This window comes from Pontibacter liquoris (genome assembly GCF_022758235.1).
In the GTDB taxonomy this organism is placed as follows: domain Bacteria; phylum Bacteroidota; class Bacteroidia; order Cytophagales; family Hymenobacteraceae; genus Pontibacter; species Pontibacter liquoris.
The window spans coordinates 3,103,671-3,125,544 of sequence record NZ_JALEBG010000001.1; the positions used below are offsets into that span (position 1 = coordinate 3,103,671).

Below are 21,874 nucleotides of genomic sequence, written 5' to 3' on the forward strand. Positions count from 1 at the left end.
TCAATCATCCAGTTCTCGTTTTGCTGCTACTCTCAGTTTGGCGCTCCGTGAGCGGCTATTTTCCAGTAATTCCTGTTCCGAAGGAACGATCGGTTTGCGACTGACAGCATCAAGTGGTTTAAGCTCGTTGCCGAAAAGATCTTTCTCTACTTCTCCAAAAAATTTGCCTTTGGCGATAAAGTTCTTCACCAGCCTGTCTTCCAGCGAGTGGTAAGAAATCACCACCAGCCTGCCACCAGGCTTGAGCACCTCAGCCGCCTGCTGCAGCATCTCTTCCAGCGCCTTCATTTCGTCGTTCACTTCGATGCGAAGCGCCTGAAATACCTGGGCCAGGTATTTATTTTCTTTACCTTTCGGTGTGCAGGAGCTGATGGCCTGCTTAAAATCATTGATCGTATCGAGTGGCGCCCGGGCGCGTTTCTCCACAATCGTGCGAGCCAGGGTACGGGCATTTTTCACCTCGCCATACATCCCAAAGATGCGGTGCAACTGCTCTTCAGAGTAAGTTTCCAGCACTTCCTTGGCAGTGGTACCTGCTTCGGGATTCATGCGCATATCCAGCGGCCCATCGAAGCGAGTGGAAAAACCACGCTCCGGCACGTTGAACTGGTGCGACGAAACACCCAGGTCGGCCAGAATGGCATCCACTTCTTTTACCCGGTACAGGCGCAGGTACTTTTTCAGATCGCGGAAATTGGCCCGCACAAACTGAAAAGTTTCCCCTTCCAACTTGCGGGATTGCTCCTCGGCATCGCGGTCCTGGTCAAAACTGTACAGCTTACCGGCTGTAAGCTTGCTTAAAATCAGGGCCGAGTGGCCGCCCCCGCCAAAGGTCACATCCACGTACACGCCATCCGGTCTGATGCCCATGGCCTCAACCGATTCCTGCAACAATACGGGACGATGGTATTCCATTAAATCAAAGGCTCCTCGCCTGGTTTATCTCCTAAAAACTTCTGGGCCAGCTGCGAGAAACTCTGCTGGTCCTTGATCAGGAACTCATCATACTTGTCCGGATTCCAAATCTCCACGCGGTTACCCAACCCCACTACTATCGCTTCCTTGTCCAGTTCTGCAAAGCGCGCCATCGTGCGGGGCACAATAAAACGGCCGGCGCCATCCAGCTCCACCTCGGTATTGCCCCGGAAGAAGTTGCGCTGAAACTGGCGGTACTCTTCGTTAAACTCGTTCAGGCCCGCCACTTTATCATAAATCACTTTCCAGTCGGCTTTCGGATAAAGCACCAGACATGGTTCAAATCCTCTTGTCAGCACCACGTGATTGCCAGACGCCTCCGGCAGGTTGGCTTTTATCTTTGCAGGTAAAACCAACCTTCCCTTCGGATCGATCTTGCACTCGTACTCGCCGGAGAGGAAGTTCATATCTATGGGTTTTTATCCGTGTGGTTCTCGGAGTATACAAATGTAGCGATTCAGCAAAACTCAACAACCACAATCTACCACTTTTTACCACTTTGTGGATAAATTATGGTTATCCACCCCACTTATCCACATTATCCACACCACAAACCCTATATTTTGGGTATAAGTTTTTTTGCTTTGAAGCTTGCAATTGCTTAACATACTACCTTTTAATATTTCAACTAATTGATTTACAATTATTTAACAGCAAAAATATATAATATTACCTATTTTCGATAGATATCCACAGGCAGGGTGGTAAATCGTGGAAAGAGTGGGGCAAAGTGGTAGGTTTTTCCAGACCTCGTGATCAAAAGTGGGAAAACACCCTGCCAGCCAGGGGCTTGCTTGCCCTCCAAACCATCCGGAAAGGGCAACAAAAAAGGGAGCTAAAAGCTCCCTTGCAAACCGGATTTTATCCTGCTTAAAAGGCAAAGCCAATGTGCATCCCCAGCGACAAAATGGGGGTGCCTTTGGCATAATGAAAGTACTCTATCCGGGCACCGGCCACGCCATGGCGCAAGACGCCAAAGTCGTTTGCCAGGAAAACATTGAACCCGGCTTCCGAAGTTTTGATGTGTTTTACGGAGCCGTCGATGGTACCCTGGTCGGCATCGCTGGAACTGATCTCGGCCCGGTGCCGCACACTGGGGCCTGCTCCCACCCGCAGCCGGATCGTTTCGTTATTGAGCAGGTCGTAACTGGCTTCGAGGGTGGCCATGTAAAACGTATTCTTGATGGCGTAGATCTGCTTCATCTCATCAAAACGGGAAGCTGCCAGCAAGCCGACATTGAGCCCCAGCGCCATTTTATTGCCCCGCAGGTAATGCGTGAACTGGTCACTGAACATGATTCCCTGGCTGTCATAATCGGAGAGCCATACATAACTGACGCCTGTTTTAACAGAATTCGGATTGTTGCCGGCCAGCACAGGCCTCCCCACCAGGGTGAGCAACACAAGCCCAACCAACATCCGCAAGGAAGGTAAAGGTGATTTCATGAAAGGATTGATAGAGGGTGAAAAGCTTAGATGAAGCAATTGCTGTACTTAGTTATCAAAAAGTATAACTATAGCTGTTGCATACTCCCACAACCCTTTAATAGTTACAGCTAAGCTTAGAAAATTAAAAAGAGAGACTTATTTTGTTTTATACAACTGCCACCAGGGCAAATAGGGCTTGTCGTGGTGCTCGTAATGGTAGCCGAAAAAATAGCAGCTCACAAAAGCCCATACATGGTTTTTAGCCTGAGTTGTTGATTTGTGCACATTATCCGCCGCATGCTCGCCACGGTGCGGCAGGTAGGTGCCGAAATAAAATAACTGGAAAGTAGCCAGTATGGCCGGCAGCATCCAGAAGAGAATCACATTCTCGAGTGGAAAGAGCAGGTTAAGCAGGTTAAAGGTAAGGGCCATTAACACAAGCTGCCACCACGTAATGTATTGCTTGAGAAAACGCAGGTACCAGGCCCAGAAACCGCCCTGGTGATAATCCGGATCCTGCCCGGTGGCCACGTGCCGGTGATGCTGATGGTGGCGGGGTAGCAGGCGCGGGTACCAGTTATAGGCAAAAAGCAACGCCGTTAGGGTGCCTATACTTCTGTTCAGAGCCGGGCGGCCCGGGGCGGCTACCCCGTGCATGGCATCGTGCGCAGTAATAAAAAGGCCGGTATAAAGATGCGTCTGCAGGAGCACAAACAGGTAGGTAAGCGGCGAGGCGAAATCAACCGGGAAGGAAGTGAGCAAGTATAAAAGCAGGCCCGCCCAGCAAACTACCAGTACGAGCGCTACAACTATCCCCCTGTAATCTCTCTTTTTAAGCATGTATGCTGATTTACGAATGATGACGTACGCAGTTCCGGCGGCCCTTTTCTGCCCGTAGAAGTTCGGTAAGGCAATAGCTTTGTATGCTGTTACTCGTCATACTTGAGCAAGGCATCCCGAACCCGTTCCATCAGCCATAAGGGCGTGGAGGTAGCCCCACAAATTCCCACCTTATCGCCGGGGGCAAACCAGCCGGGATCCAGCTCCTCTACCTTCGAAATGAAATAAGTGGCCGGATTGGTGGCTTTGCATACTTCGTAGAGCACCTTACCATTGGAGGATTTGGTACCGGATACAAAAACGATCTTATCAAACCCGGAAGCAAACTTACGCAGTTCTTTGTCGCGGTTAGACACCTGCCGGCAGATCGTATCGTTGGCATCCACGGTATAGCCTTTTTCCTGCAAGGCATTTTTGATGCGGTAAAAGCTGTCGGTGCTTTTGGTGGTCTGGCTATAGAGCGTAATATTGGCGGGTAGCTCGTGCTGCAGCAACTCCTCCATACTTTCAAAAACCACCGCTTCGTTGCTCGTTTGCCCCAGCAGGCCCAGCACTTCGGCGTGGCCGTGTTTGCCGTAAATAAAGATCTTGTCTTTTTTGTCGTAAGAGGTTTTGATGCGGTTCTGCAGCTTGAGCACCACCGGGCAGGAGGCATCTATCAGCCGCAGGTTATTCTGCAGGGCAATCTGGTAGGTTTCCGGCGGCTCCCCGTGCGCCCGGATCAGCACGGCCTCGTGGTGCAGCTCCCGCAAGCGCTGGTGATCGATAATGCGCAGGCCGCGTTGCTGCAGGCGCTCCACTTCCTCGTCGTTGTGCACAATATCGCCCAGGCAGTATAAATACCCCTGCTCGTCCAGCAGATCTTCTGCCATCTGGATGGCATACACCACGCCAAAGCAGAAGCCGGAATTTGCGTCAATCGTTACCTGGAGGCTGTTCATACCTTTTATACAGGCAAGACCTGATATTGTTTATGTGATTTTCGTTTCAGCAGGCCTTCGTATACCGAAATGGTCAGTAGCAGCATCATCATCGAATACATGGTATCTTCTACAGGAATGGTACCCAGGCGCAGGCCCAGGTTATACTGGTTGTTATACCACACCACCGGCAGGGAGGTCAGCACGCCGTTTACCAGCAGGAATGGCACCAGGTGCACCACGTAAGCCAGGTAAAAACGTCCCAGCAGCTTGTCGGCAAAAAAGCGCAGATGCACCAGGTGCATCAGGCTAAGCAGGCAGAAGGTAACAGAAGTATAAAGGCGCCAGATATTAAAGATACCGATCAGGGGCAGGGCCAGCATGAGCAGAACTGCAATGGCTTTGGCCGAAGGCTGCAGCAGGTCAGTGGGGATGTAGGCGTTCAGCACCTCGTAGATAAACACGCAGGCATACGGCACCGTGATAAAGAACAGCACTTCTTCCAGCGGCAGGTTAAACAAGTATAAGCCCACCAGGTATTTCTCGTTGAAACCCCATACCCCGATACTGGTAAAAAACATATCCCAGGTGATAAAAAACAACGCGTTCACAAGTATAGCCGGAAAAAGTGCCGGCCACTTTTTATAGAAAGCCACCCGCTTATCAAACGAGAGCAGCAGCGGAAACAGAACGGTAGCAATGTTCAGGTACAGGTAGATGTACATCTAGGCACTGGTTTTATAAATGAATATTACTTCTTACTTGATCAGCCTCCTGCCCCGTTCCTGCCTGCAGCCTGTCAGATACGGATATTGCGCAGCACCTTTCTTTCGGCTTCGGTGCAGTGGTCTTTCGAGAGCATAAAATCGCGAATAGTACGGGCCACGCCCTGCGAAAGCTCCGATTTAGGGTATGCCTGCAGACTGCTGATCACAATGCGCTTGTCTTCGTCCACGTGCGCGCTCAGGTCCAGGTAACGGGGCACATAATGTTCCACGGTAAAGCGCAAAAACCGGATCTCAGGATGCCTGCTATCCAGTTTCACAGCCTCTTCGAAGATAGCGGAAGAAGCTTTGATCTGCTTCAGTTTGCCATAAGGGTTCCAGATATACTTGGCCATAACCGCTACCGAGGCAGCCTGGTAGGCTTTTATCAGGGCGTTCTGGCCATTATAAGCCTGCATCTCTTTGTTAAATTCCCGGGCAGCATTTTCGTCGGTGCTCGCTTTCAGGTACTTGAGGCGGAGCTCGTCTACTTTGTAACGTGCGGTATCAGCTGCCCACGTTCTGCCAACTACTAAAAGTAAAAGTACCAGTAAAAAGTGTTTCGTCATTTAGATCGCGTTAAGTCTGTACCTGAGATACGAGCTGAGCAGGAGCGCCAGCTTTTTATTGTCAGGTACTCTTACGCGCTCTTTCAGGATGTGGGTTGCCGGCAAGCTTTGAATTTTCCGGAATAGCTTCAGGTAATAGACATACGCCAGGTATACACCCATGCGGGCGGTGGGCGGCAATGCCATTATGCCAACATAGGCTGCCTCGAAATCATTCCGTATATCGGCTTCTATCTCGGCTTTACAGCTGTTGCTAAAGGTTTTAAACTCCACTTTGGGGAAGTATATGCGGCCGCGGTCCTTGAAATCGCTTTGCATGTCGCGCAAAAAGTTCACTTTCTGGAAAGCAGCACCCAGCCGGCTGGCCGGCTCCCGCAGGCGCTCAAACATGGCCTCGTCGCCTTCGCAGAATACTTTTAAGCACATCAGCCCCACCACTTCGGCCGAACCATAGATGTATTCCCGGTAAAGCGACGCATCGTAAATATGATCCTCCAGGTCCATTTCCATACTATTTAGGAAGGCCGTGATATACGCCTGGTCGATGTTATACTCGTTAACCACGGACTGGAAGGCATGCAGTACGGGGTTCAGGCTGATGCCGCTGGCGATGGCCTCGAAAGTCTGATGTTTAAACTCCTGTAGCAGCCGGCGTTTATCATGGGCATGAAACGTGTCTACAATCTCATCGGCGCAGCGCACAAACCCATAGATGCCATAGATGGGCATATGAAATTTTTGATGCAGTGTTTTGATGCCCAGCGTAAAAGAGGTGCTGTAGGCCTGCGTGATTACTTTGCTGCATTTAAGACACGTTTGTTTGTATAGCTCCATGCACTCAGGGGTTTGACAGTTCTACGTTTACAGAAACCGGCGCGGCATATTCCTTCTCAATTTCGCGGGCTACCACCTGCCCCGATATCAGCGAAGGCGGCACGCCGGGCCCAGGCACCGTTAGCTGGCCGGCGTAAAACAGGTTGCTCACTTTTTTGCTCTTCAAACCAGGCTTTAACAGCGCCGTTTGCAGCAGCGTATTCGCCAGCCCATAAGCGTTGCCCTTAAAAGCATGGTAATCTCCCATAAAATCGCGGTGGGCATAGCTGCGCTTGTATACCACCGCACTGCGTACCTCCTGCCGGGTAAGGCGCTCCAGGCGATCCATCACCAGGTTATAGTAATGCTCCCGCGTAGCTTCCGTATCTTCCAAGCCTGGCGCCACCGGGATTAGAATGAATAGGTTCTCGCAGCCAGGCGGTGCTACGGATGGATCTGTAACGGAAGGGGCGCACACATAAAAAAGCGGTTTTGCGGGCCACTTCGGATCAGTATAGATCTCATGTGCATGCGGACCAAAGTCCTCGTCAAAAAACAAGGTATGGTGCTGCAGGTTTTGCAGGCGTTTGTTCACGCCCAGGTAAAAGATCAGCGAGGAGGGTGCCATCACTCTTTTCTCCCAATACGCGTCGCTGTAGCTTTTATACTCGCCAGTGAGCAGGTCTTTTTCCACATGGTGGTAATCGGCGCTGGCTACCACCACGTCAGCAGCAAACGTGCCGGTGGCGGTAACCACGTTGCGGGCCGTACCTTCCTGCACTTCGATCTGCTTCACTTCCTGGTTGTAGAAAAACTGCACGCCTTTCTCCTCTGCCAGCTGCACCATTCCTTCCACGATCTTATACATGCCGCCCATCGGGTACCAGGTACCCATCTTGATATCGGCATAGTTCATCAGGCTGTAAAGCGCCGGCGTGTTCTGGGGCAACGCACCCAGAAACAGGATCGGAAACTCCATGAGCTTGATGATCTTCTCGTTCTTAAAAAAACGGCGAATGTGCTTGTGGAACGACTGAAAAACATCCAGCCGCAACACATCCAGCAGCAGGCGCGGGCTCATAAATTCGGTAACAGAGCGCCCGGGCTTGTATACCAGTTGGTTGATGCCCACTTCATACTTGTAGGCGGCCTGCGCCAGAAACTTGTCCAGCTGGCGGGCGCTGCCAGGCTCCATACTTTCAAAAAGAGCGCGCATTTCATCCAGCGATGCGGGCACCGGCATAAAGTCTTCTTCCCCAAAAGCAATGGTATAGGACGGATCCAGGCGCTGCAGGGTATAATAATCCGCGGTGGATTTTCCGAAACGCCGGAAGTAGGATTCAAACACATCGGGCATCCAGTACCAGCTCGGGCCCATATCAAACGTATAGCCAGCCTCGGTAAAGCTCCTGGCCCGTCCGCCCGGGGTGCTGTTCTTTTCCAGCACCGTTACTTCATAGCCGCGGTCGGCCAGGCACGTTGCCGCCGATAAGCCGGAGAAACCGGAGCCGATAACGATTACTTTTGGATGCGCCATAGCAGGTAATACGAGTTTGGGGCTAAAGGGCTAAGCTTCTTGCTGGTAAACCTTGAGCATTTGCTTTAGTTCCTTGCGCGCAATGTGGATGCGGTTCTTTACCGTGCCGATCGGGATCTGCAGCTTTTCGGCAATTTCCAGGTACTTATAACCCACATAATACATCATAAACGGCGTGCGGTGCTCTTCGTTCAGTTTGCTGATGGCCTGGTTAATGTCATTCATCACAAAGGTGGCCGAGCCTTTGTTCTGGGTGATATAGTTTTCGTCGGCGTTGAGGTACTGGAGGTATTCGGCACTATCGATGTTACTGCTGCGCTTGGTGATCTTGTTATAGTTATTGATAAAAGTGTTGCGCATGATCGTGTATAGCCACGCCTTCAGGTTGGTACCTGTCTTAAACTTATCGGGGTTGTTGAGCGCTTTGAGCAATGTTTCCTGTACCAGGTCTTTGGCATCATCGGCATCGCGGGTCAGGTTCATAGCTGCCGGCCGCAACGACTGGGCCACTCCCTGTACCATAGTTGAAAAATCGATTGCAGTCATTCTGTTTATAGTTTATCGTAAAACCATAAACAAATATACGAGGCTTGTATGTAAAAAAATATTTTTGTAGAATATTTTTAACAAATACATTCAACAAAATAGACCAACTACACGCGGTACCCTGTAAACGGTTGATTTAGCTGGGTGTATGGCAGAAAGGAAAAAGCCGGACAGTATCAACAGAAATGATACTGGCCGGCCAGCGGTGGAGTATTACAACTAAGTTTGGCAGTTCAACTGCTGCTATCGGAGCGACTTACTGCTTTCGGGTAAATTCTTTTTGCTTGAAAAGCGCCATAAAATCACGCATACAGTCTAAGCGCCGCACATTGGCCGGGAACGTTAGAAAGTCATACTGCACCTGAAAGCCATACACCATGATCTGGCAATCGGGGAAGCGCTCAGAGAGTTTGTTTAGGTAGCCCTGCACTTGGTCGCGCTCAGGTGCCGAGGTCATGACGGTGCAGATATAATCCGGCTTGCATTGTTCGTAAGTCAGCTCCAGGTCCTTAAAAGGCAGGTTCTGGCTCAAATAGATCACATGCAGGTTGTGCAGCCTGATGATATAATTCATGTAGAGCAGCGCCAGCTCGTGCAGCTCGCCCTCGGCCAGGTATAACAGGTAGGTCGGGGCTCCTTCCTGCCTGCGCACCACCTGTCCGTCTATGGCTACAATTAACTTCTGGCGAATCAGGTTGGAGACAAAATGCTCGTGTGCCGGGCTGATATTGCCCGTTTGCCACAGGATGCCGATCTTATTCAGAAAAGGATAGATCACCTCGTGCATCACTTCCTGAAAGCCCAGCTGCAGCGTTGCCGTCGAGAGCGCTTTGTCGAACTTATCCTCGTCCATGTCCACCATGGCTGCCACCAGCGAACTGATGTGGTGCGAACCCTGGCAAGGCGCTTCGCAGAGCTGCCGCACGGTTTGCAGGATCTGTTCCTGCTCCATCTTGGCGATGCGCGAGATCTTATACCCCCGCTCGTTGAGCAGCGAAATATTAAGCAGGCTTTTAAGATCCTCATCGCTGTAATAGCGGATGTTGGTATCGGTGCGTTGCGGGCAAAGGATATTATACCGCTGCTCCCACACCCGGATGGTATGCGCCTTGATACCCGAAAGATGCTCTAATTCTTTAATTGTGTATTGCGCCACGGTCTTGCTGTTTCTGAACTATTTTATGTGCTGTCCGGAAGTATGCGGGTGCTACCCACAGCATGCCAAACGAGGCAGCCCCATACTTGCCTGCTGTTTTATGATGTACTTTATGCGCCATGTTCAGGGCTTTGAGGTAAACGTTAGACGTTTTACCAAACACCTTTAAGCGCCTGTGAATAAAGACATCGTGTATGACAAAATAGGCAATACCATACAAGCTTATACCCGCGCCGATCCAGAACCTGTAGTCAATGGGGTCGCTGCCAAAAAGAAAGAACAGCATGGCCAGGGTGCCATAGTAGGCAAAAAACAGGTCATTTAACTCGAACGCATGGCGATGGCGTGTATGATGGGATTTATGCAGGAACCATAAAAAACCATGAAGCACGTATTTGTGCATGAACCAGGCTACCCCTTCCATGGCCACAAAAACCGTTAGCATAATCCCGATGCCTAGTAGCATACAGATCAAACAGCAAGTTTAACAAATAGTTTAGAAACTTAAACAAGATTACCAATTGAGGGGCTCTTTATTTAGAAAAGCAGCAATGCCGCGCTGGCAGTCATCGCTTCCGCGGGCCACCGCATTCATCTCTGCCGCATATTGCAGCCCTTCTTCCAGGCTCATGCCCTGTACACGCGCAATCATCTCCTTGGTTACCTCCATCGACTGGCGGGAGTTTTCGGTGCAGAGCTTCTGGGCAAAGTCAAAAACACGGGCTTCCAGTTCTGCAGCGGGCACTACAAAGTTTACCAGGCCATATCGTGCCGCCTCTTCTGCCGAGATCAGATCGCCGGTCAGAAGCAGTTGCTTGGCACGAGCCTCTCCTATTTTGCGCAGCAGAAACACGTTTACAATGGCAGGTATAAAGCCGATCTTCACTTCGGTATAGCCAAACTTTGCCTCCGGCACTGTAAAGCCAAAATCGCAGATGGTGGCCAGCCCGCAGCCGCCCGCAATGGCGTGACCGTGGATCTGAGCGATCACCACTTTTTTCAAAGTATAAATCAACCGGAACAGCTCCATCAGGTGGGTGGAATCTGCCAGGTTCTCGTGGTAATCGTTTTGCTGCAGTTGCTGCAGGTATTCCAGGTCGGCGCCGGCACAGAATACCTGGCCTTCGGCCCGCAACACGATCACTTTACAAACGTCATCGTCTTCGGCTTTGGCAAATGCCCGCTTCAGCTCCAGCACCACTTCGAAGTTCAGCGCATTCCGTTTTTCAGGTCGGGCCAAGGTAATATATCCCACGCGCTCCTGCACATGGTAGGTAACGTAGGCAGTTGCCTGCGTTTGGGTAGAGTTAGATGTAGTAGCCATGAGGTAGAGTTTAGTATAGTTACGCTACATTAGCAGCAGCCGGTTTTCAAATATACGATTCGCAGGCAGATTGCCCCGGTAAACCCGAGCAAATAACGCACCATCTTACCGAACGAGGATGGGCAGAATGGATTATACTTCAGGTACTTCGTGCCACAGGGGCTGGCGCATATCAGCACCAGCAACAGGCTGAAGAAAGTATATTTTTGAAATGAACGCAAGTATAAAGTATGGCTCACCAGGTGCGGCATCATCCTGTTAATTCCTTGATGCTGAAAATCCTGATGCAGCCCAACCCGCAACTCTTCTTTTCCGGCTGCCGTTACAATAACAAATTTGCTAACGAACGTTAGGTTGCTTATATTTGTTTGTATACTATGGGAGAAAGCGTCTTGAGCCGAAAACAGCAGATCGAAACTACTGCCACCAGCCTTTTTAAGTCAAAAGGCTTTTCGGCCACTTCTATGCGCGACCTGGCCAATGCCCTCGGCATTGAAGCAGCCAGTATTTACTCGCATATCAAATCGAAAGAAGAAATCCTGCAACGGGTATGCTTCCGGATGGCAACCGAGTTTTTTGAAGCACTTGATGCAGCCCAGACACCGGATGCCTCTGCGACTGAAAAGCTGCGCCGGGCCATTCAGGCGCACGTGCATGTGTTGACCCGAAACACCGCAGCGTCGGCCGTTTTTCTGCATGAGTGGCGCCACCTGAGCGACCCTTTTCATAGCACCTTCCTGGCGCTGCGCGACAAGTATGAAGCGCGTTTCCGGTTCATCATCCAAGCAGGTATGCAAAGTGGTGAGTTTACGGTTCCGGACGAAAAGTTTGCCGCGCTCACCATCCTTTCGAGCCTCAACTGGATCCATACCTGGTATAAGCCGGAAGGCAAAATGACACCCGATGAAATTGCCGATAACCTGGCAACCATGCTACTGAACGGATTGAAACAAACTTAATACACGCCAACCACAAACTAACTAATCGCCGGGCTGCCACCTAACCAGCCCGGCACTTTACCTGAACCTTAAAACTATAAATATCATGTACGGAGGAGGAAACGTTTTTGAAGCTACCAAATTCGACACTTTGCAGAGCGAAGACCCTGTAAAGCTGGCCGAGTTTGAAGCACGCATCGAGCGCGGCGAAAAGATCGAGCCTAACGACTGGATGCCCGAGCTATACCGCAAGCAACTGACCCGCATGATCGAGCAGCATGCGCACTCCGAGATCATCGGCTCCCTGCCGGAAGGCACCTGGATCACGCGTGCGCCGGGCTTTAGAAGAAAGCTGGCACAAATGGCGAAGGTACAGGACGAAGTAGGCCACGCGCAGCTGCTTTACTCTGCTGCCGAAACGCTGGGCAAACCACGCGAGCAAATGCTCACCGACCTGATCAACGGCAAAAGCAAATATTCCAACGTGTTCAACTACCCGGCCTTTACCTGGGCCGATTCCAACATCATTTCCTGGCTTATCGACGCGGGTGCTATTGTCAACCAGCTGGCCAACGCCAAAGGCAGCTACGGCCCTTACTGCCGTGCCCTGGACAGGATCTGCGCCGAAGAAGCCTTCCACCTCAAGTATGGCCACGATGCCGTGGTGCACATGGCTACCGGTTCTGTGAAGCAACGTGAAATGATTCAAGCCGCGCTCAACCGCTGGTGGGGCCCAATCATGCACTTTTTCGGACCTCCGGACAAGATGAGCACGCACACGGAGATTTTGATGAAGTGGAAAGTAAAAATGGCCACCAACGACGACATGCGCCAGCAGTTCCTGGACATGTACGTGCCCAAGATCTGGGAGCTGGGCCTTACCCTGCCGGACCCGAACCTGAAGAAGAACCCGGAAACCGGCAAGTGGGACTACACCGAGCCGGATTGGGAAGAGTTCAAGCGCGTGATCAACGGCGATGGCCCCTGCAACGCCGAGCGTTTGGCCGTACGCCGCACCGCCGAAGAGCGCGGTGCCTGGGTACGCCGGGCTCTGCTCAACCCAAAAGCAAAGTACGTGAAGCCATTGGCATAGCCAATGGCAGTTTAGAGTTATGAGTTAAGAGTTAAAAGTGCTCTTCCATTCATAACTCATAACTTTTAACTCATAACTTTTAACTATGTCTCTGACATCATTAGACCCAAGAGTAACCCGACTGAACCTGCCGGAAGGCGAGCAGCCGCCTGTGGAAGCGAAGCCCGCGCTGGATCAGTTTGAAACATACGAAGCATTTCATCAGAAAAAAGAAGGCACTGCTTATACGTACGTAGGCCCCGTGCACGCACCAAACGAAGAAGTAGCGTTCCTGTTTTCGAAAGAGCAGTACAGCCGCCGTGCTGCCTGCACCGGCATGTGGGTGGCCCGCACCTCACACATCATGGTAACGCCCTATGTAGGCGACAGTGAAAACGTGTACGAGGTGATGCGCGCAGAAGAGCCTACCGAGCGCAGCGAGCAGCTGGAGCCCTACGAGATCTTCCATCTGAAAAAACGCGGGAAAGCGCATACCCATGTCGGCCGTGTGATGGCCACTTCGTACCAGGAAGCGCTGCAGGAAGCCAGGCAGCAATTCGGCGACAAAGGCCCGATCGTGAACGTGTGGGTGGTAAAGTCCAGGCACGTGCTGCAGTCTGAGGAAGCAGACAAGGACATGTGGCTGACCACCCCGGAAAAGAAATACCGCGAAGCCACAGCCTATAAGGTCATGGACAAGATCACCAAGTATAAAGAGGAGAACAAAACGACACCTGTGCAATAATGAACGAGCTCGCAATAAAAGACCTGTTATACAAACTAGCCGACGACCAGCTCATACTTGGCCACCGCAATTCCGAGTGGACCGGTTTCGGCCCGATACTCGAAGAAGACATTGCCTTTTCGTCGATGGCGCAGGACAAAATCGGCCACAGCCTGGCCTTTTATACTTTGTTGAACGAGTTAGGCGAAGCAGAGCCGGACACGGTTGCGTTTACGCGTAACGCCGGGCAGTTCCATAACTCGCAGTTGGTCGAGCTGCCCAACGGCGAGTATGATTTTAGTTTGATCCGCCATTTCCTGTTTGACAATGCCGAGACCGTGCGCTTCGAGATGCTGAGCCGCTCGAGCTACGAGCCCATTGCCAAGGTAGCCACCAAGCTCAAGGGCGAAGTGAAATACCACGTGCTGCATGCCAACACCTGGATCAAGAACCTAGGCGCCTCTACCGAAGAAGCCATCCTGCGCCTCCAATCGTCACTTACCGAGGCGCTTCCTTACGCCCTGGCCTTGTTTGAGCCATCCAAGTATGAGCAGCAGCTGATCGAAGCCGGCGTGTACGAAGGCGAGGAAGCGGTGAAAGCCGAGTGGCTTAAGCGCATACAGGCCGTACTGGAGAAAACAGAACTCAAACTGCCGGAGCTGGAAAGTATAACCCCCAAGTATGGCGGCCGCTACGGGGAGCACACCGAGCACCTGCAACCGCTCCTCGACGAAATGGCCGAAGTCTTCAAGATTGACCCATCGGCCGAGTGGTAGTTTTTAAAACGTATCACGACACACGTATCACGTAGCACGACTCTTTATAGTGTGGTGCAATTCGCCTGACTATAGAACACTCTTACTAAAGTATGAAAATCGTGATATGTGCTACGTGATACTTGATACCTCAAAATGACACTAACCAAAGAACACATACTGACCCTGCTCGAAGAGGTGAAAGACCCCGAGATACCGGTGCTCTCGCTGGTGGATCTGGGCGTGATCACGGGTGTGGAGATTTCCGGGGAAGGCCACGTGACGGTGAACATGACGCCGACCTTTGCCGGCTGCCCGGCCATGGACTACATGAAAAAGGACGTGGAGCGCACCTTGGAAAAGCATGGCATCACGAGCCACACGGTCACGATGAGCTTTGATAACCCCTGGAACAGCAACAAGGTATCGGAGAAGGGACGGCAATATTTAAAGGAATTCGGCCTGGCCCCGCCGCCCAAGTATGACCTGATCCTGGACCTCGATATCCTGGAGTATGCCAAGTGCCCCTACTGCGATAGCGAGAACACCACTTTACGCACGCCTTTCGGCCCGACGCTTTGCCGGTCCATGCACTACTGCAACGACTGCCGCCAGATGTTTGAGCAGTTCAAACCGCTGTAGACTTAGACGTTAGATATTAGATTTTAGATGTTAGATGCTAGACTTTTAAAAAGCAGCAGCCTTCTCACTTGCGTGAGAAGGCTGCTGCTTTTTATACTTATACATTTTTATACTTATACTTCTTATAATTTCTCCATCTCGGCCTGCACAAAGTCGGCGAGGCTCTTGATGTAGTCGGTGCTGAAGTCGAATTTGATGCCGGCGGCCTGGTATACTTCGCCAATGGAAACGGTATAACCCAGGCTCAGCGCGCGTTTGTAGGCAGCCAGTCCTTCCGCCGGATTTTCTTTGTAGTTCTTCCACACGGCAATGGCCCCGAGCTGCGCCATGGCATATTCGATGTAATAGAACGGCACTTCGTAGATGTGCAGCTGCTTCTGCCATAAGAAAGGCTTATACTTCTCCAGCCCGTTCCAGCTTACTTCTTTCTGGTTAAAGGTCTCGAAAATCTCAACCCAGGCCTTCTGGCGGTCTTCCTGCGTTTGCTGCGGGTGCTCGTAGATCCAGTGTTGAAACTTATCCACCGTTGCTACCCACGGGAAGGTTTCCAGCACGCTTTCCAGGTGCGTTTTCTTGGCGCGGCGCAGCTCATCTTCATTTTCAAAAAAGGTGTCCCAGTAGTCCATCGAGATGAGCTCCATTGACATGGAAGCCAGTTCGGCTACTTCGGAGGGCGGATGCTTAAAGGCGTTCAGGCTCATCTCGCGCGTGAGGAACGAGTGCACGGCGTGGCCGCCTTCATGCAGCATCGTAATCACGTCGCGCAGGCTAGAGGTCGCATTCATAAAGATGAACGGCACACCAATCTCATCGAGTGGATAATTATACCCACCGGGCGCTTTGCCTTTTCGTGATTCCAGGTCCAGGTGCCCCATCTCGCGCATGGTGGCCAGGCAGTCGCCCAGGTAGGTATCGAGTTTGTAGAATACCTGCACCGTTTTTTCCAGCAGTTCCACCCCTGTTGTAAACGGCTCCAGGGGTGCTTTGCCCGATGTATCTACATCCAGGTCCCAGGGGCGCAGTTCGGCAACGCCCAACTGCTGTTTGCGCTCCTTGTCCAGGCTCATTAGCAGCGGCACAATGGTCTGCTGTATGGACTGATGAAAGTTAAAGGTATCTTCCGGAGTATAGTCAAAGCGGCCAAGGGCGGCAAACATGTAATCACGGAAGTTCTCAAAGCCGGCATTCTGCGCTACCTGGTTGCGGAGCTTGAGCAGTTCATCGAACAGATTATCCAGCTTTTCGCGGTCCTGGAAACGGCGCTCCTGGATAGCGCGCCAGGCTTGTTCGCGCACAGCGCGGTCGTTGCGCTTCAGGCGGTCGGCGGCGCGTTGCAGGGTCATCTCCTCGCCGTCCAGCGTTACCGTCATGGCGCCTGTGGTGGCGGCATACTGCTGCTGCTTGGTGCTGATCTCGGTGGTAAGCGGGATATTCTCTTCGCGGAAGATCTCCAACGCCCGGTCCACGCTCCGCAGGTATATTCTATACTTTTCCTGGCTGATGCCGCGCACGTACGTGGACTGCATCAGCTTCATGTTTAGCTCGTGGTCGAACGGAGCGATCTCGGGCTCTATTTCGGAAATAAAATACTGGAAAGCTTTGGTAACTTCCTCGTTCTGGGTGTCGCAGGTCATGCGGATGTAGCGCCAGCCCAGGTCTTCCGACAGCACACTTTCCAGCTCGCTGCGGTCGGCCATCCACTTTTCCAGCTCCTCTACCGAGTTAATCTCCCGGCTCTTTAATTCTTCAAAGTATGGCCGGATGGTTTCCCAGTTATCTACTTTAAAATCTTCTGACAAATACACCCGGGGCTTGCGTCTGGGTATCGTTATTTTAGGTGAGGCTGAAGTCATTAAGTTAATTATATCTAGAAAGTGCAATATAAGTGTTTCTTCTGAAAGTGCAAAAAAAACAAAGCGGAGCCATCTGATAAGCTGGCCCCGCTTTCTACTTACGTAAAAACAGGCTTATCCGATCTCGATTACCACATTATCCGTTAACGGGTGGCCTACACAATTCAGCACATACCCTTCATCCAGCTCGGCATCCGAGAGGCCCTCGCGCTCATCCAGGTGCACTTTTCCGCTCAGGCATTTGCCGCGGCAGGCGGTGCAAAGCCCTGCCTGGCAGGAGTAGGGCATATCCACATCCTGTTCCAGGGCTGCCTCCAGAATGGTTTGGTCAGGCGTGACCACCACACTGTATTCGGCACCTTCGTAGAGAATCGTAACGGTCTGGGTGGTTATTTCATCTTCGTCAGTAGCGCTGACGGCCCCATGGTGTTCCGGCTCCTGCTGCTCTACCAGTTTGGAGCTCACAAAGCTTTCCTTAAAAATACGCTCGGCCGGCACATGCAGCACATTCAGGGCCTTGCGCACTTCGTCCATCATACCTTCAGGGCCACACATATAATAGAGCACATTGGTGGCTTTGGCCAGCTGCAGGCGCTCCAGAATTTTAAGTATAATGCTCTGGTTCATGCGGCCCCGGTGCTCGCAGGCCTGCTTTGGCTGACTGTAAATATACTCTACCAGCAGGCGGCCGGGGTGCGCTTGCTGCAGCTGCTGCAACTGGTCTTTAAAGATCACGGTATCTTCGTCGCGGTTGCCATAGAGCAGCGTTACCTTGCTGTTCGGCTCTTCGCGCAGCACAGCTTTGAGGATAGACATAAGCGGCGTAATGCCGCTGCCAGCTCCGAACAGGATCACATTCCGCTCATTGGTGGGCGCGCAGGTCAGGCAGAAATTGCCGATCGGCTCCATCACCTTCAGCTCATCGCCCACCTTTACCTGGTCCAGTAGATAACCGGACACCAGGCCGCCCGCCACGCGCTTTATGGTTACGGCCAGCTGCGGCCCTTCGTGGGGCGTACTGCTGAGCGAATAGGAACGGCGAACTTCTTTGCCTTCTATGGGCAGGATGAGCGTCAGGAACTGGCCGGGTTTATAAGCAATCTGCTTTTTGTCGGGGTGCTCGAGGTGGAGCGTAACGGCATCCGAAGTTTCGTGGGTGATGGCGACAACCTTCAGATTAAAATAAGGGCTACTCATTATGATTTTTTGCTTTTAAACCGCTTTGTTTAGGTTTTTAACACGTTTCGGAAGTGAAAGTTACAACAATCTGCCTTGTGCTGAGAAAGTTTTACCTAAAAATTGGCTCATGCCTAATTTTTATACGTATTACCCTAAAAACATCATAATATTAGTTGTAATAGATATAGAAAAAAGTGCAACTTTACAGCAAGCTTCAATGGCAATCCCGTTACAATAAGTAAAAAGGACCCTGTTCTGAAGAGTCTGCCGATCTTATTGCAACATCATCACTGAAAACAACATGCTCTACAAACTCACGCTAAAAAACTGTGAAAAAACCGTAGTAGTGGATGACCACACCTACGAGTACATTCAGAAAAACGCATACCTGCAGCAGATCGAATTCCTGAAGCACCTGCGTATCCACTCCAACGGCTATGCCTTTTTTCAGAAAAACTGGCCATTGAAAAACGGTAAGTACCGCAACGAAACCATTTATCTGCATAAGATGATTGGCGAGCAGCTGCTGAAAAAACCGGAAAGCGACATCCGCCTGTACGTCCATTTCAAAAATGGCAACAAACTGGACTGCCGCCGCGAGAACCTGGAATGGGCGCCGCTCTGCAAGATTGTGCGCAACACGGCTAAGACCGAAAACAAGCTGGGCGTGCGCGGGGTGCACAAAGAGGCGCAGAAGTTTCGCGCCATCATTCACCACAACAAGCAGCGCATTAACTTGGGCACTTTCGAAACCCTGCAGGAAGCCGCCCTTGCCTACAGCAAAAAGTCTGAAGAGCTGTTCGGCAAAACCAAAAGCCTGCGTACGCTTTCCAGGTTTGTAGAGGAAGAGGTAAACTAATTCTTCTTATACTTGCAGTACGCGGCCACTATTCCGCGCTTTGCTTTTTATGGAGAACTCACAAAACCTTGGGGCAATACTAAGGCGGAACGCTGCTGCCTTTTCTCCCGTGTTTGCTACCGACCTGAATGCCGATACGGTTTGCCAGCTCGACTTTACAGAGGCCAACCCGCTGCTGCATACCACCGACCTGCGCGACACCAACGCCTTTAACAAGGCCGTACAGGTGCTGCTCCGGCAACAGGGTGCCACGATAGGCGTGGGTGGCTACCTCGAGCACCGCTTTATTTACAGCCGCAGTGCCCATTTTGATGTGCAGGCCAAAAGCCGGAACTTACACCTGGGCATCGATGTATGGGTGGAGGCCGGCACGCCTGTTTATACCCCGCTGGAGGCTACTGTGCACAGCTTTCAGGATAATGCGAATTTCGGCGACTACGGCCCTACCATTATCCTGGAGCACGAACTGGAAGGCGTGCCGTTTTATACGTTGTACGGCCACCTGACCCGCACCTCGCTGCAGGGGCTGCAGGTGGGCAAGTCCTTCGGTAAAGGCCAGAAGATAGCCGACGTGGGGCCTTTCCCAGAAAACGGCGACTGGCCGCCGCACCTGCACTTTCAGGTGATTCAAAGTATGGAGGGCAAGTATGGCGACTTTCCTGGAGTGGCCACGCTGGCTGAGAAAGATAGGTATAACCAGCTTTGCCCCGATCCAAACCTGATCCTGCAGTGCCGCCACCTGGTGGCATAATTGGCAAAAGTATACGTTTTAAGTAACTTGCGCTTTTGAGGCGCTGTTCTAGCAGAGCAGCGCCTTTTATTTTTCATCTCAACTTAACCCTATCCATGTTTAACCTGGACACGTACCGCGACACCCTTTTTAACTTTGCCGTGCTCTATGGCATGCGGCTGTTGGTAGCCGCTTTCATGCTCATCATCGGCATCTGGATCATCCGGCGGCTGAACAATTTTATCCAGCAGGTGATGTTCCGCAAACACGTCGATGAGTCGTTGCGTCCCTTTTTAGAAAGCATCCTGAGTGTTACCCTCTGGATCCTGCTCATTATACTGGTTATTGCCCAACTGGGAGTTGAGATGACCTCCTTTATTGCGGTGCTGGGATCTGCCGGCCTAGCCATTGGCCTGGCGCTACAGGGCAGCCTTTCCAACTTTGCCGGTGGCGTACTGATCCTCACCATCAAACCTTTCCGGGTAGGCGACTTTATCGAGGCACAGGGGCAGGCCGGCACGGTGCACCTGATCAACATCTTTAATACCGTGATCAAAACAGGCAACAACCAGGTGATCTATATGCCCAACGGCCCGCTGGCCTCCAGCGTGGTGGTGAATTATTCGGTGGAGCCCACCAGGCGCATGGAGCTTAACCTGGTCATCAGTCCGCAAAACAACCTGGCCGCAGTAAAACAGCTGCTTCAGAACCTGATCGATGCCGACCCACGCATCCTCCCGGACCCCGCCCCCGTTATTGCTGTAACGGCTTTCACCGAGTATACCCTGACCATCAGCATGCGCCTGTGGGCTAAAAGAGAAGAGTTCTGGCCCCTGAACTGGGAAATGAACGAGCGGGTGAATGAAGCTTTTGAGCAGCATGGCGTGAAAATGCCGGCCCCGGTGCAGAAGCGCGAAGTGGTGCAGGTACAGGAAAACGGGCAGGTGCAGGCCTGATCCTGACCGTTTTTATACTATAAAAGAAAGGCCTCACAACTACATGTGAGGCCTTTCTTTTATAGTATAAGTATGGCTGGCTAATCGAACTTGATCGCTTTTACCGGCTTGATGCGGGCTACAGTAGCGGCCGGGATGAGGATGGCCAGCATGGTGAGCAGCAGGGTGATCAGGTTCAGGACCACGATCATGCTGAAATTCCAGGAGATCGGCACGGTGTCCATATAATAGTTTTCGGGGTCCAGCGGGATCACTTTAAAATAGTACTGGATGGCGCAGAACGAAAGGCCGATGAGGTTGCCCCAGAACATGCCTTTGAGCGTCAGATTCAGGCCCCGGAAATAAAATACCTTCCGGATTTGCGCGTCCGTGGCGCCGACGGCTTTGAGCACCCCGATCATGTTGATGCGCTCGATGATCATGATAAACACGGTAGACACCATGTTGAACGTAGCCACAAAAATAATGAGCACCAGGAAGATGACCACGTTCTTCTGCAGCAGTTTCAGCCAGTCGAAGAGCTGCGCGTGGCGATCTGTAATTTTTTCGAGTTGCAGGTCGTAGTGCATCTGGTCAAACACCTGGTCAGCTACCTGGTCGATCTGGTTATAGTCTTTCAGCACGATCTCCACGCCGCCTACCAGCGTGTCGGGCCAGTTGTTGAGCTGCCGGATCAGCCGGATATCGCCGATCACAAACACTTCATCAAATTCTTCCAGGCCGGTTTTATAAATGCCTTCTATCTGCAGTTTGCGTGCGCGGGGCGGGTTCTGGATAAAGTAAAAGATGGCCTCATCGCCTACTTTGAGCTTCAGTTTATCGGCAATCGTCTGGCTTACCAGCACCTGCTGCGACACGGCCGAATCCTGGAAGTTAAGCAGCTTGCCGGCTACCAGGTTCTGCTTCATGGCTTGCAGGTCGTAATCCTTGTCCACGCCTTTCAGCACCACGCCTAGCACCTCGTCCTGTGTTTTGATGATGGCCGTTTTGCGGGCAAACCCCTGAATTTCTTTGATGCCGGCAATCGAATCAGTGATGCCAATATCTTTGCTGATGGGAGCGCCTTCGTAGGAGTTGTTGGTGTCATACTTGCTTACCTGCAGGTGTGCGCCAAAGCTAAAGATCTTCTCGCGGATCTCGCTTCGGAAGCCTTCCAGAATCGCAAAAGACACAATCATGATGGCAATGCCTGCAGCTATGCTGATAATTGCTATTTTTGTAACCGACGAGGTAAACGAGCCGGCCTGCACTTCGGAAATTTTTTCGGATATGTACTTGGAGATGTTCACGCACC

Annotated in this window: 24 protein-coding genes; 8 read left to right on the top strand and 16 right to left on the bottom strand. The window is 51.6% G+C overall.

Translation table 11 applies throughout. The features are described from left to right. The 13 genes from rsmH to LWL52_RS12925 all read right to left on the bottom strand — a co-directional run bounded on the left by rsmH (nt 1) and on the right by LWL52_RS12925 (nt 10,872). Nucleotides 1–915, bottom strand: a complete 915-nt coding sequence (gene rsmH, locus LWL52_RS12865; RefSeq protein ID WP_242920423.1) for a 16S rRNA (cytosine(1402)-N(4))-methyltransferase RsmH — start codon at nt 913–915, stop codon at nt 1–3. Further along, the gene (gene mraZ, locus LWL52_RS12870) at nt 915–1,382 is read right to left on the bottom strand and encodes a division/cell wall cluster transcriptional repressor MraZ (protein ID WP_242920425.1); all 468 of its coding nucleotides are present in this window, start codon (nt 1,380–1,382) and stop codon (nt 915–917) included. The genes rsmH and mraZ overlap by 1 nt, the downstream gene beginning before the upstream one ends. Nucleotides 1,383–1,845: 463 nt before the next feature. Next, the gene (locus tag LWL52_RS12875) at nt 1,846–2,421 is read right to left on the bottom strand and encodes a hypothetical protein (RefSeq protein WP_242920428.1); all 576 of its coding nucleotides are present in this window, start codon (nt 2,419–2,421) and stop codon (nt 1,846–1,848) included. A gap of 138 nt (nt 2,422–2,559) precedes the next feature. Beyond that, nucleotides 2,560–3,243, bottom strand: a complete 684-nt coding sequence (locus tag LWL52_RS12880) for a fatty acid desaturase (protein ID WP_242920430.1) — start codon at nt 3,241–3,243, stop codon at nt 2,560–2,562. Between the two features lie 89 nt (nt 3,244–3,332). Continuing rightward, complete coding sequence (locus tag LWL52_RS12885; RefSeq protein ID WP_242920432.1) at nt 3,333–4,184, bottom strand: 4-hydroxy-3-methylbut-2-enyl diphosphate reductase; 852 nt, start codon at nt 4,182–4,184, stop codon at nt 3,333–3,335. A gap of 5 nt (nt 4,185–4,189) precedes the next feature. Further along, nucleotides 4,190–4,888 carry a lycopene cyclase domain-containing protein gene (locus LWL52_RS12890; RefSeq protein WP_242920434.1) on the bottom strand — a complete coding sequence of 233 codons (699 nt, stop codon included), beginning with the start codon at nt 4,886–4,888 and terminating at the stop codon, nt 4,190–4,192. A 74-nt stretch (nt 4,889–4,962) separates the two neighbouring features. Beyond that, a complete protein-coding gene (locus tag LWL52_RS12895) occupies nt 4,963–5,496 on the bottom strand; it encodes a hypothetical protein (RefSeq protein WP_242920436.1) in 534 nt (177 codons plus the stop codon). Continuing rightward, nucleotides 5,497–6,330, bottom strand: coding sequence for a phytoene/squalene synthase family protein (locus tag LWL52_RS12900; protein ID WP_242920438.1), 834 nt, complete (start codon nt 6,328–6,330; stop codon nt 5,497–5,499). Between the two features lie 4 nt (nt 6,331–6,334). Continuing rightward, nucleotides 6,335–7,846 (bottom strand): bifunctional phytoene desaturase/3,4-desaturase, encoded by a 1,512-nt coding sequence (gene crtID / locus LWL52_RS12905; RefSeq protein WP_242920440.1) that lies wholly within the window; start codon nt 7,844–7,846, stop codon nt 6,335–6,337. A gap of 30 nt (nt 7,847–7,876) precedes the next feature. Further along, nucleotides 7,877–8,392 carry an RNA polymerase sigma factor gene (locus LWL52_RS12910; RefSeq protein WP_242920442.1) on the bottom strand — a complete coding sequence of 172 codons (516 nt, stop codon included), beginning with the start codon at nt 8,390–8,392 and terminating at the stop codon, nt 7,877–7,879. Nucleotides 8,393–8,648: 256 nt separating this feature from the next. After that, entirely contained in the window at nt 8,649–9,548 is a 900-nt protein-coding gene (locus LWL52_RS12915; RefSeq protein ID WP_242920444.1) for a MerR family transcriptional regulator, read from the bottom strand. Beyond that, nucleotides 9,529–10,014: a sterol desaturase family protein gene (locus tag LWL52_RS12920; RefSeq protein WP_242920696.1), complete on the bottom strand. Its 486-nt coding sequence runs from the start codon at nt 10,012–10,014 to the stop codon at nt 9,529–9,531. Before LWL52_RS12920 ends, LWL52_RS12915 begins: the two co-directional genes overlap by 20 nt. A 48-nt stretch (nt 10,015–10,062) precedes the next feature. Continuing rightward, nucleotides 10,063–10,872 (bottom strand): enoyl-CoA hydratase/isomerase family protein, encoded by an 810-nt coding sequence (locus tag LWL52_RS12925; protein ID WP_242920446.1) that lies wholly within the window; start codon nt 10,870–10,872, stop codon nt 10,063–10,065. Between the two features lie 392 nt (nt 10,873–11,264). Here LWL52_RS12925 and LWL52_RS12930 point away from each other — a divergent pair, with 392 nt between their 5' ends. The 5 genes from LWL52_RS12930 (at nt 11,265) to paaD (ending at nt 15,003) form a co-directional block, all read left to right on the top strand. Then, nucleotides 11,265–11,831 (top strand): TetR/AcrR family transcriptional regulator, encoded by a 567-nt coding sequence (locus LWL52_RS12930; RefSeq protein WP_242920448.1) that lies wholly within the window; start codon nt 11,265–11,267, stop codon nt 11,829–11,831. A gap of 85 nt (nt 11,832–11,916) precedes the next feature. After that, entirely contained in the window at nt 11,917–12,903 is a 987-nt protein-coding gene (paaA, locus tag LWL52_RS12935; protein ID WP_242920450.1) for a 1,2-phenylacetyl-CoA epoxidase subunit PaaA, read from the top strand. Nucleotides 12,904–12,988: 85 nt separating this feature from the next. Next, nucleotides 12,989–13,627, top strand: coding sequence for a phenylacetic acid degradation b (locus LWL52_RS12940; RefSeq protein WP_242920452.1), 639 nt, complete (start codon nt 12,989–12,991; stop codon nt 13,625–13,627). Continuing rightward, nucleotides 13,627–14,382: a 1,2-phenylacetyl-CoA epoxidase subunit PaaC gene (gene paaC, locus LWL52_RS12945; RefSeq protein WP_242920454.1), complete on the top strand. Its 756-nt coding sequence runs from the start codon at nt 13,627–13,629 to the stop codon at nt 14,380–14,382. Before LWL52_RS12940 ends, paaC begins: the two co-directional genes overlap by 1 nt. 135 nt (nt 14,383–14,517) lie before the next feature. Next, the gene (paaD, locus tag LWL52_RS12950) at nt 14,518–15,003 is read left to right on the top strand and encodes a 1,2-phenylacetyl-CoA epoxidase subunit PaaD (protein WP_242920456.1); all 486 of its coding nucleotides are present in this window, start codon (nt 14,518–14,520) and stop codon (nt 15,001–15,003) included. Between the two features lie 122 nt (nt 15,004–15,125). On the opposite strand, the gene LWL52_RS12955 is transcribed toward paaD, so the two are convergent. Together LWL52_RS12955 and LWL52_RS12960 are read right to left on the bottom strand one after the other, a co-directional pair. Then, complete coding sequence (locus tag LWL52_RS12955; protein ID WP_242920458.1) at nt 15,126–16,856, bottom strand: M3 family oligoendopeptidase; 1,731 nt, start codon at nt 16,854–16,856, stop codon at nt 15,126–15,128. 114 nt (nt 16,857–16,970) lie between these two features. Then, nucleotides 16,971–18,053, bottom strand: coding sequence for a ferredoxin--NADP reductase (locus tag LWL52_RS12960; protein WP_242920460.1), 1,083 nt, complete (start codon nt 18,051–18,053; stop codon nt 16,971–16,973). A gap of 283 nt (nt 18,054–18,336) precedes the next feature. On the opposite strand from LWL52_RS12960, the gene LWL52_RS12965 reads away from it, so the two are divergent. The 3 genes from LWL52_RS12965 to LWL52_RS12975 all read left to right on the top strand — a co-directional run bounded on the left by LWL52_RS12965 (nt 18,337) and on the right by LWL52_RS12975 (nt 20,580). Continuing rightward, on the top strand, nt 18,337–18,894 hold the full coding sequence (locus tag LWL52_RS12965) for an HNH endonuclease (RefSeq protein ID WP_242920462.1): 558 nt from the start codon (nt 18,337–18,339) through the stop codon (nt 18,892–18,894). A gap of 49 nt (nt 18,895–18,943) precedes the next feature. Further along, complete coding sequence (locus tag LWL52_RS12970) at nt 18,944–19,645, top strand: peptidoglycan DD-metalloendopeptidase family protein (protein ID WP_242920464.1); 702 nt, start codon at nt 18,944–18,946, stop codon at nt 19,643–19,645. Between the two features lie 95 nt (nt 19,646–19,740). Then, entirely contained in the window at nt 19,741–20,580 is an 840-nt protein-coding gene (locus tag LWL52_RS12975; RefSeq protein ID WP_242920466.1) for a mechanosensitive ion channel family protein, read from the top strand. Nucleotides 20,581–20,660: 80 nt separating this feature from the next. Here the strand turns inward: LWL52_RS12975 and LWL52_RS20665 are convergent, their stop codons facing one another. Further along, nucleotides 20,661–21,869, bottom strand: a complete 1,209-nt coding sequence (locus LWL52_RS20665) for an ABC transporter permease (protein ID WP_242920468.1) — start codon at nt 21,867–21,869, stop codon at nt 20,661–20,663. Nucleotides 21,870–21,874 lie beyond the last annotated feature (5 nt).

Bases quoted from the DNA above. Each gene is read 5' to 3' on its own strand.
- rsmH (WP_242920423.1), bottom strand. From the start codon at position 915: ATGGAATACCATCGTCCCGTATTGTTGCAGGAATCGGTTGAGGCCATG.
- mraZ (WP_242920425.1), bottom strand. From the start codon at position 1,382: ATGAACTTCCTCTCCGGCGAGTACGAGTGCAAGATCGATCCGAAGGGA.
- LWL52_RS12875 (WP_242920428.1), bottom strand. From the start codon at position 2,421: ATGAAATCACCTTTACCTTCCTTGCGGATGTTGGTTGGGCTTGTGTTG.
- LWL52_RS12880 (WP_242920430.1), bottom strand. From the start codon at position 3,243: ATGCTTAAAAAGAGAGATTACAGGGGGATAGTTGTAGCGCTCGTACTG.
- LWL52_RS12885 (WP_242920432.1), bottom strand. From the start codon at position 4,184: ATGAACAGCCTCCAGGTAACGATTGACGCAAATTCCGGCTTCTGCTTT.
- LWL52_RS12890 (WP_242920434.1), bottom strand. From the start codon at position 4,888: ATGTACATCTACCTGTACCTGAACATTGCTACCGTTCTGTTTCCGCTG.
- LWL52_RS12895 (WP_242920436.1), bottom strand. From the start codon at position 5,496: ATGACGAAACACTTTTTACTGGTACTTTTACTTTTAGTAGTTGGCAGA.
- LWL52_RS12900 (WP_242920438.1), bottom strand. From the start codon at position 6,330: ATGGAGCTATACAAACAAACGTGTCTTAAATGCAGCAAAGTAATCACG.
- crtID (WP_242920440.1), bottom strand. From the start codon at position 7,846: ATGGCGCATCCAAAAGTAATCGTTATCGGCTCCGGTTTCTCCGGCTTA.
- LWL52_RS12910 (WP_242920442.1), bottom strand. From the start codon at position 8,392: ATGACTGCAATCGATTTTTCAACTATGGTACAGGGAGTGGCCCAGTCG.
- LWL52_RS12920 (WP_242920696.1), bottom strand. From the start codon at position 10,014: ATGCTACTAGGCATCGGGATTATGCTAACGGTTTTTGTGGCCATGGAA.
- LWL52_RS12925 (WP_242920446.1), bottom strand. From the start codon at position 10,872: ATGGCTACTACATCTAACTCTACCCAAACGCAGGCAACTGCCTACGTT.
- paaA (WP_242920450.1), top strand. From the start codon at position 11,917: ATGTACGGAGGAGGAAACGTTTTTGAAGCTACCAAATTCGACACTTTG.
- LWL52_RS12940 (WP_242920452.1), top strand. From the start codon at position 12,989: ATGTCTCTGACATCATTAGACCCAAGAGTAACCCGACTGAACCTGCCG.
- paaC (WP_242920454.1), top strand. From the start codon at position 13,627: ATGAACGAGCTCGCAATAAAAGACCTGTTATACAAACTAGCCGACGAC.
- paaD (WP_242920456.1), top strand. From the start codon at position 14,518: ATGACACTAACCAAAGAACACATACTGACCCTGCTCGAAGAGGTGAAA.
- LWL52_RS12955 (WP_242920458.1), bottom strand. From the start codon at position 16,856: ATGACTTCAGCCTCACCTAAAATAACGATACCCAGACGCAAGCCCCGG.
- LWL52_RS12960 (WP_242920460.1), bottom strand. From the start codon at position 18,053: ATGAGTAGCCCTTATTTTAATCTGAAGGTTGTCGCCATCACCCACGAA.
- LWL52_RS12965 (WP_242920462.1), top strand. From the start codon at position 18,337: ATGCTCTACAAACTCACGCTAAAAAACTGTGAAAAAACCGTAGTAGTG.
- LWL52_RS12970 (WP_242920464.1), top strand. From the start codon at position 18,944: ATGGAGAACTCACAAAACCTTGGGGCAATACTAAGGCGGAACGCTGCT.
- LWL52_RS12975 (WP_242920466.1), top strand. From the start codon at position 19,741: ATGTTTAACCTGGACACGTACCGCGACACCCTTTTTAACTTTGCCGTG.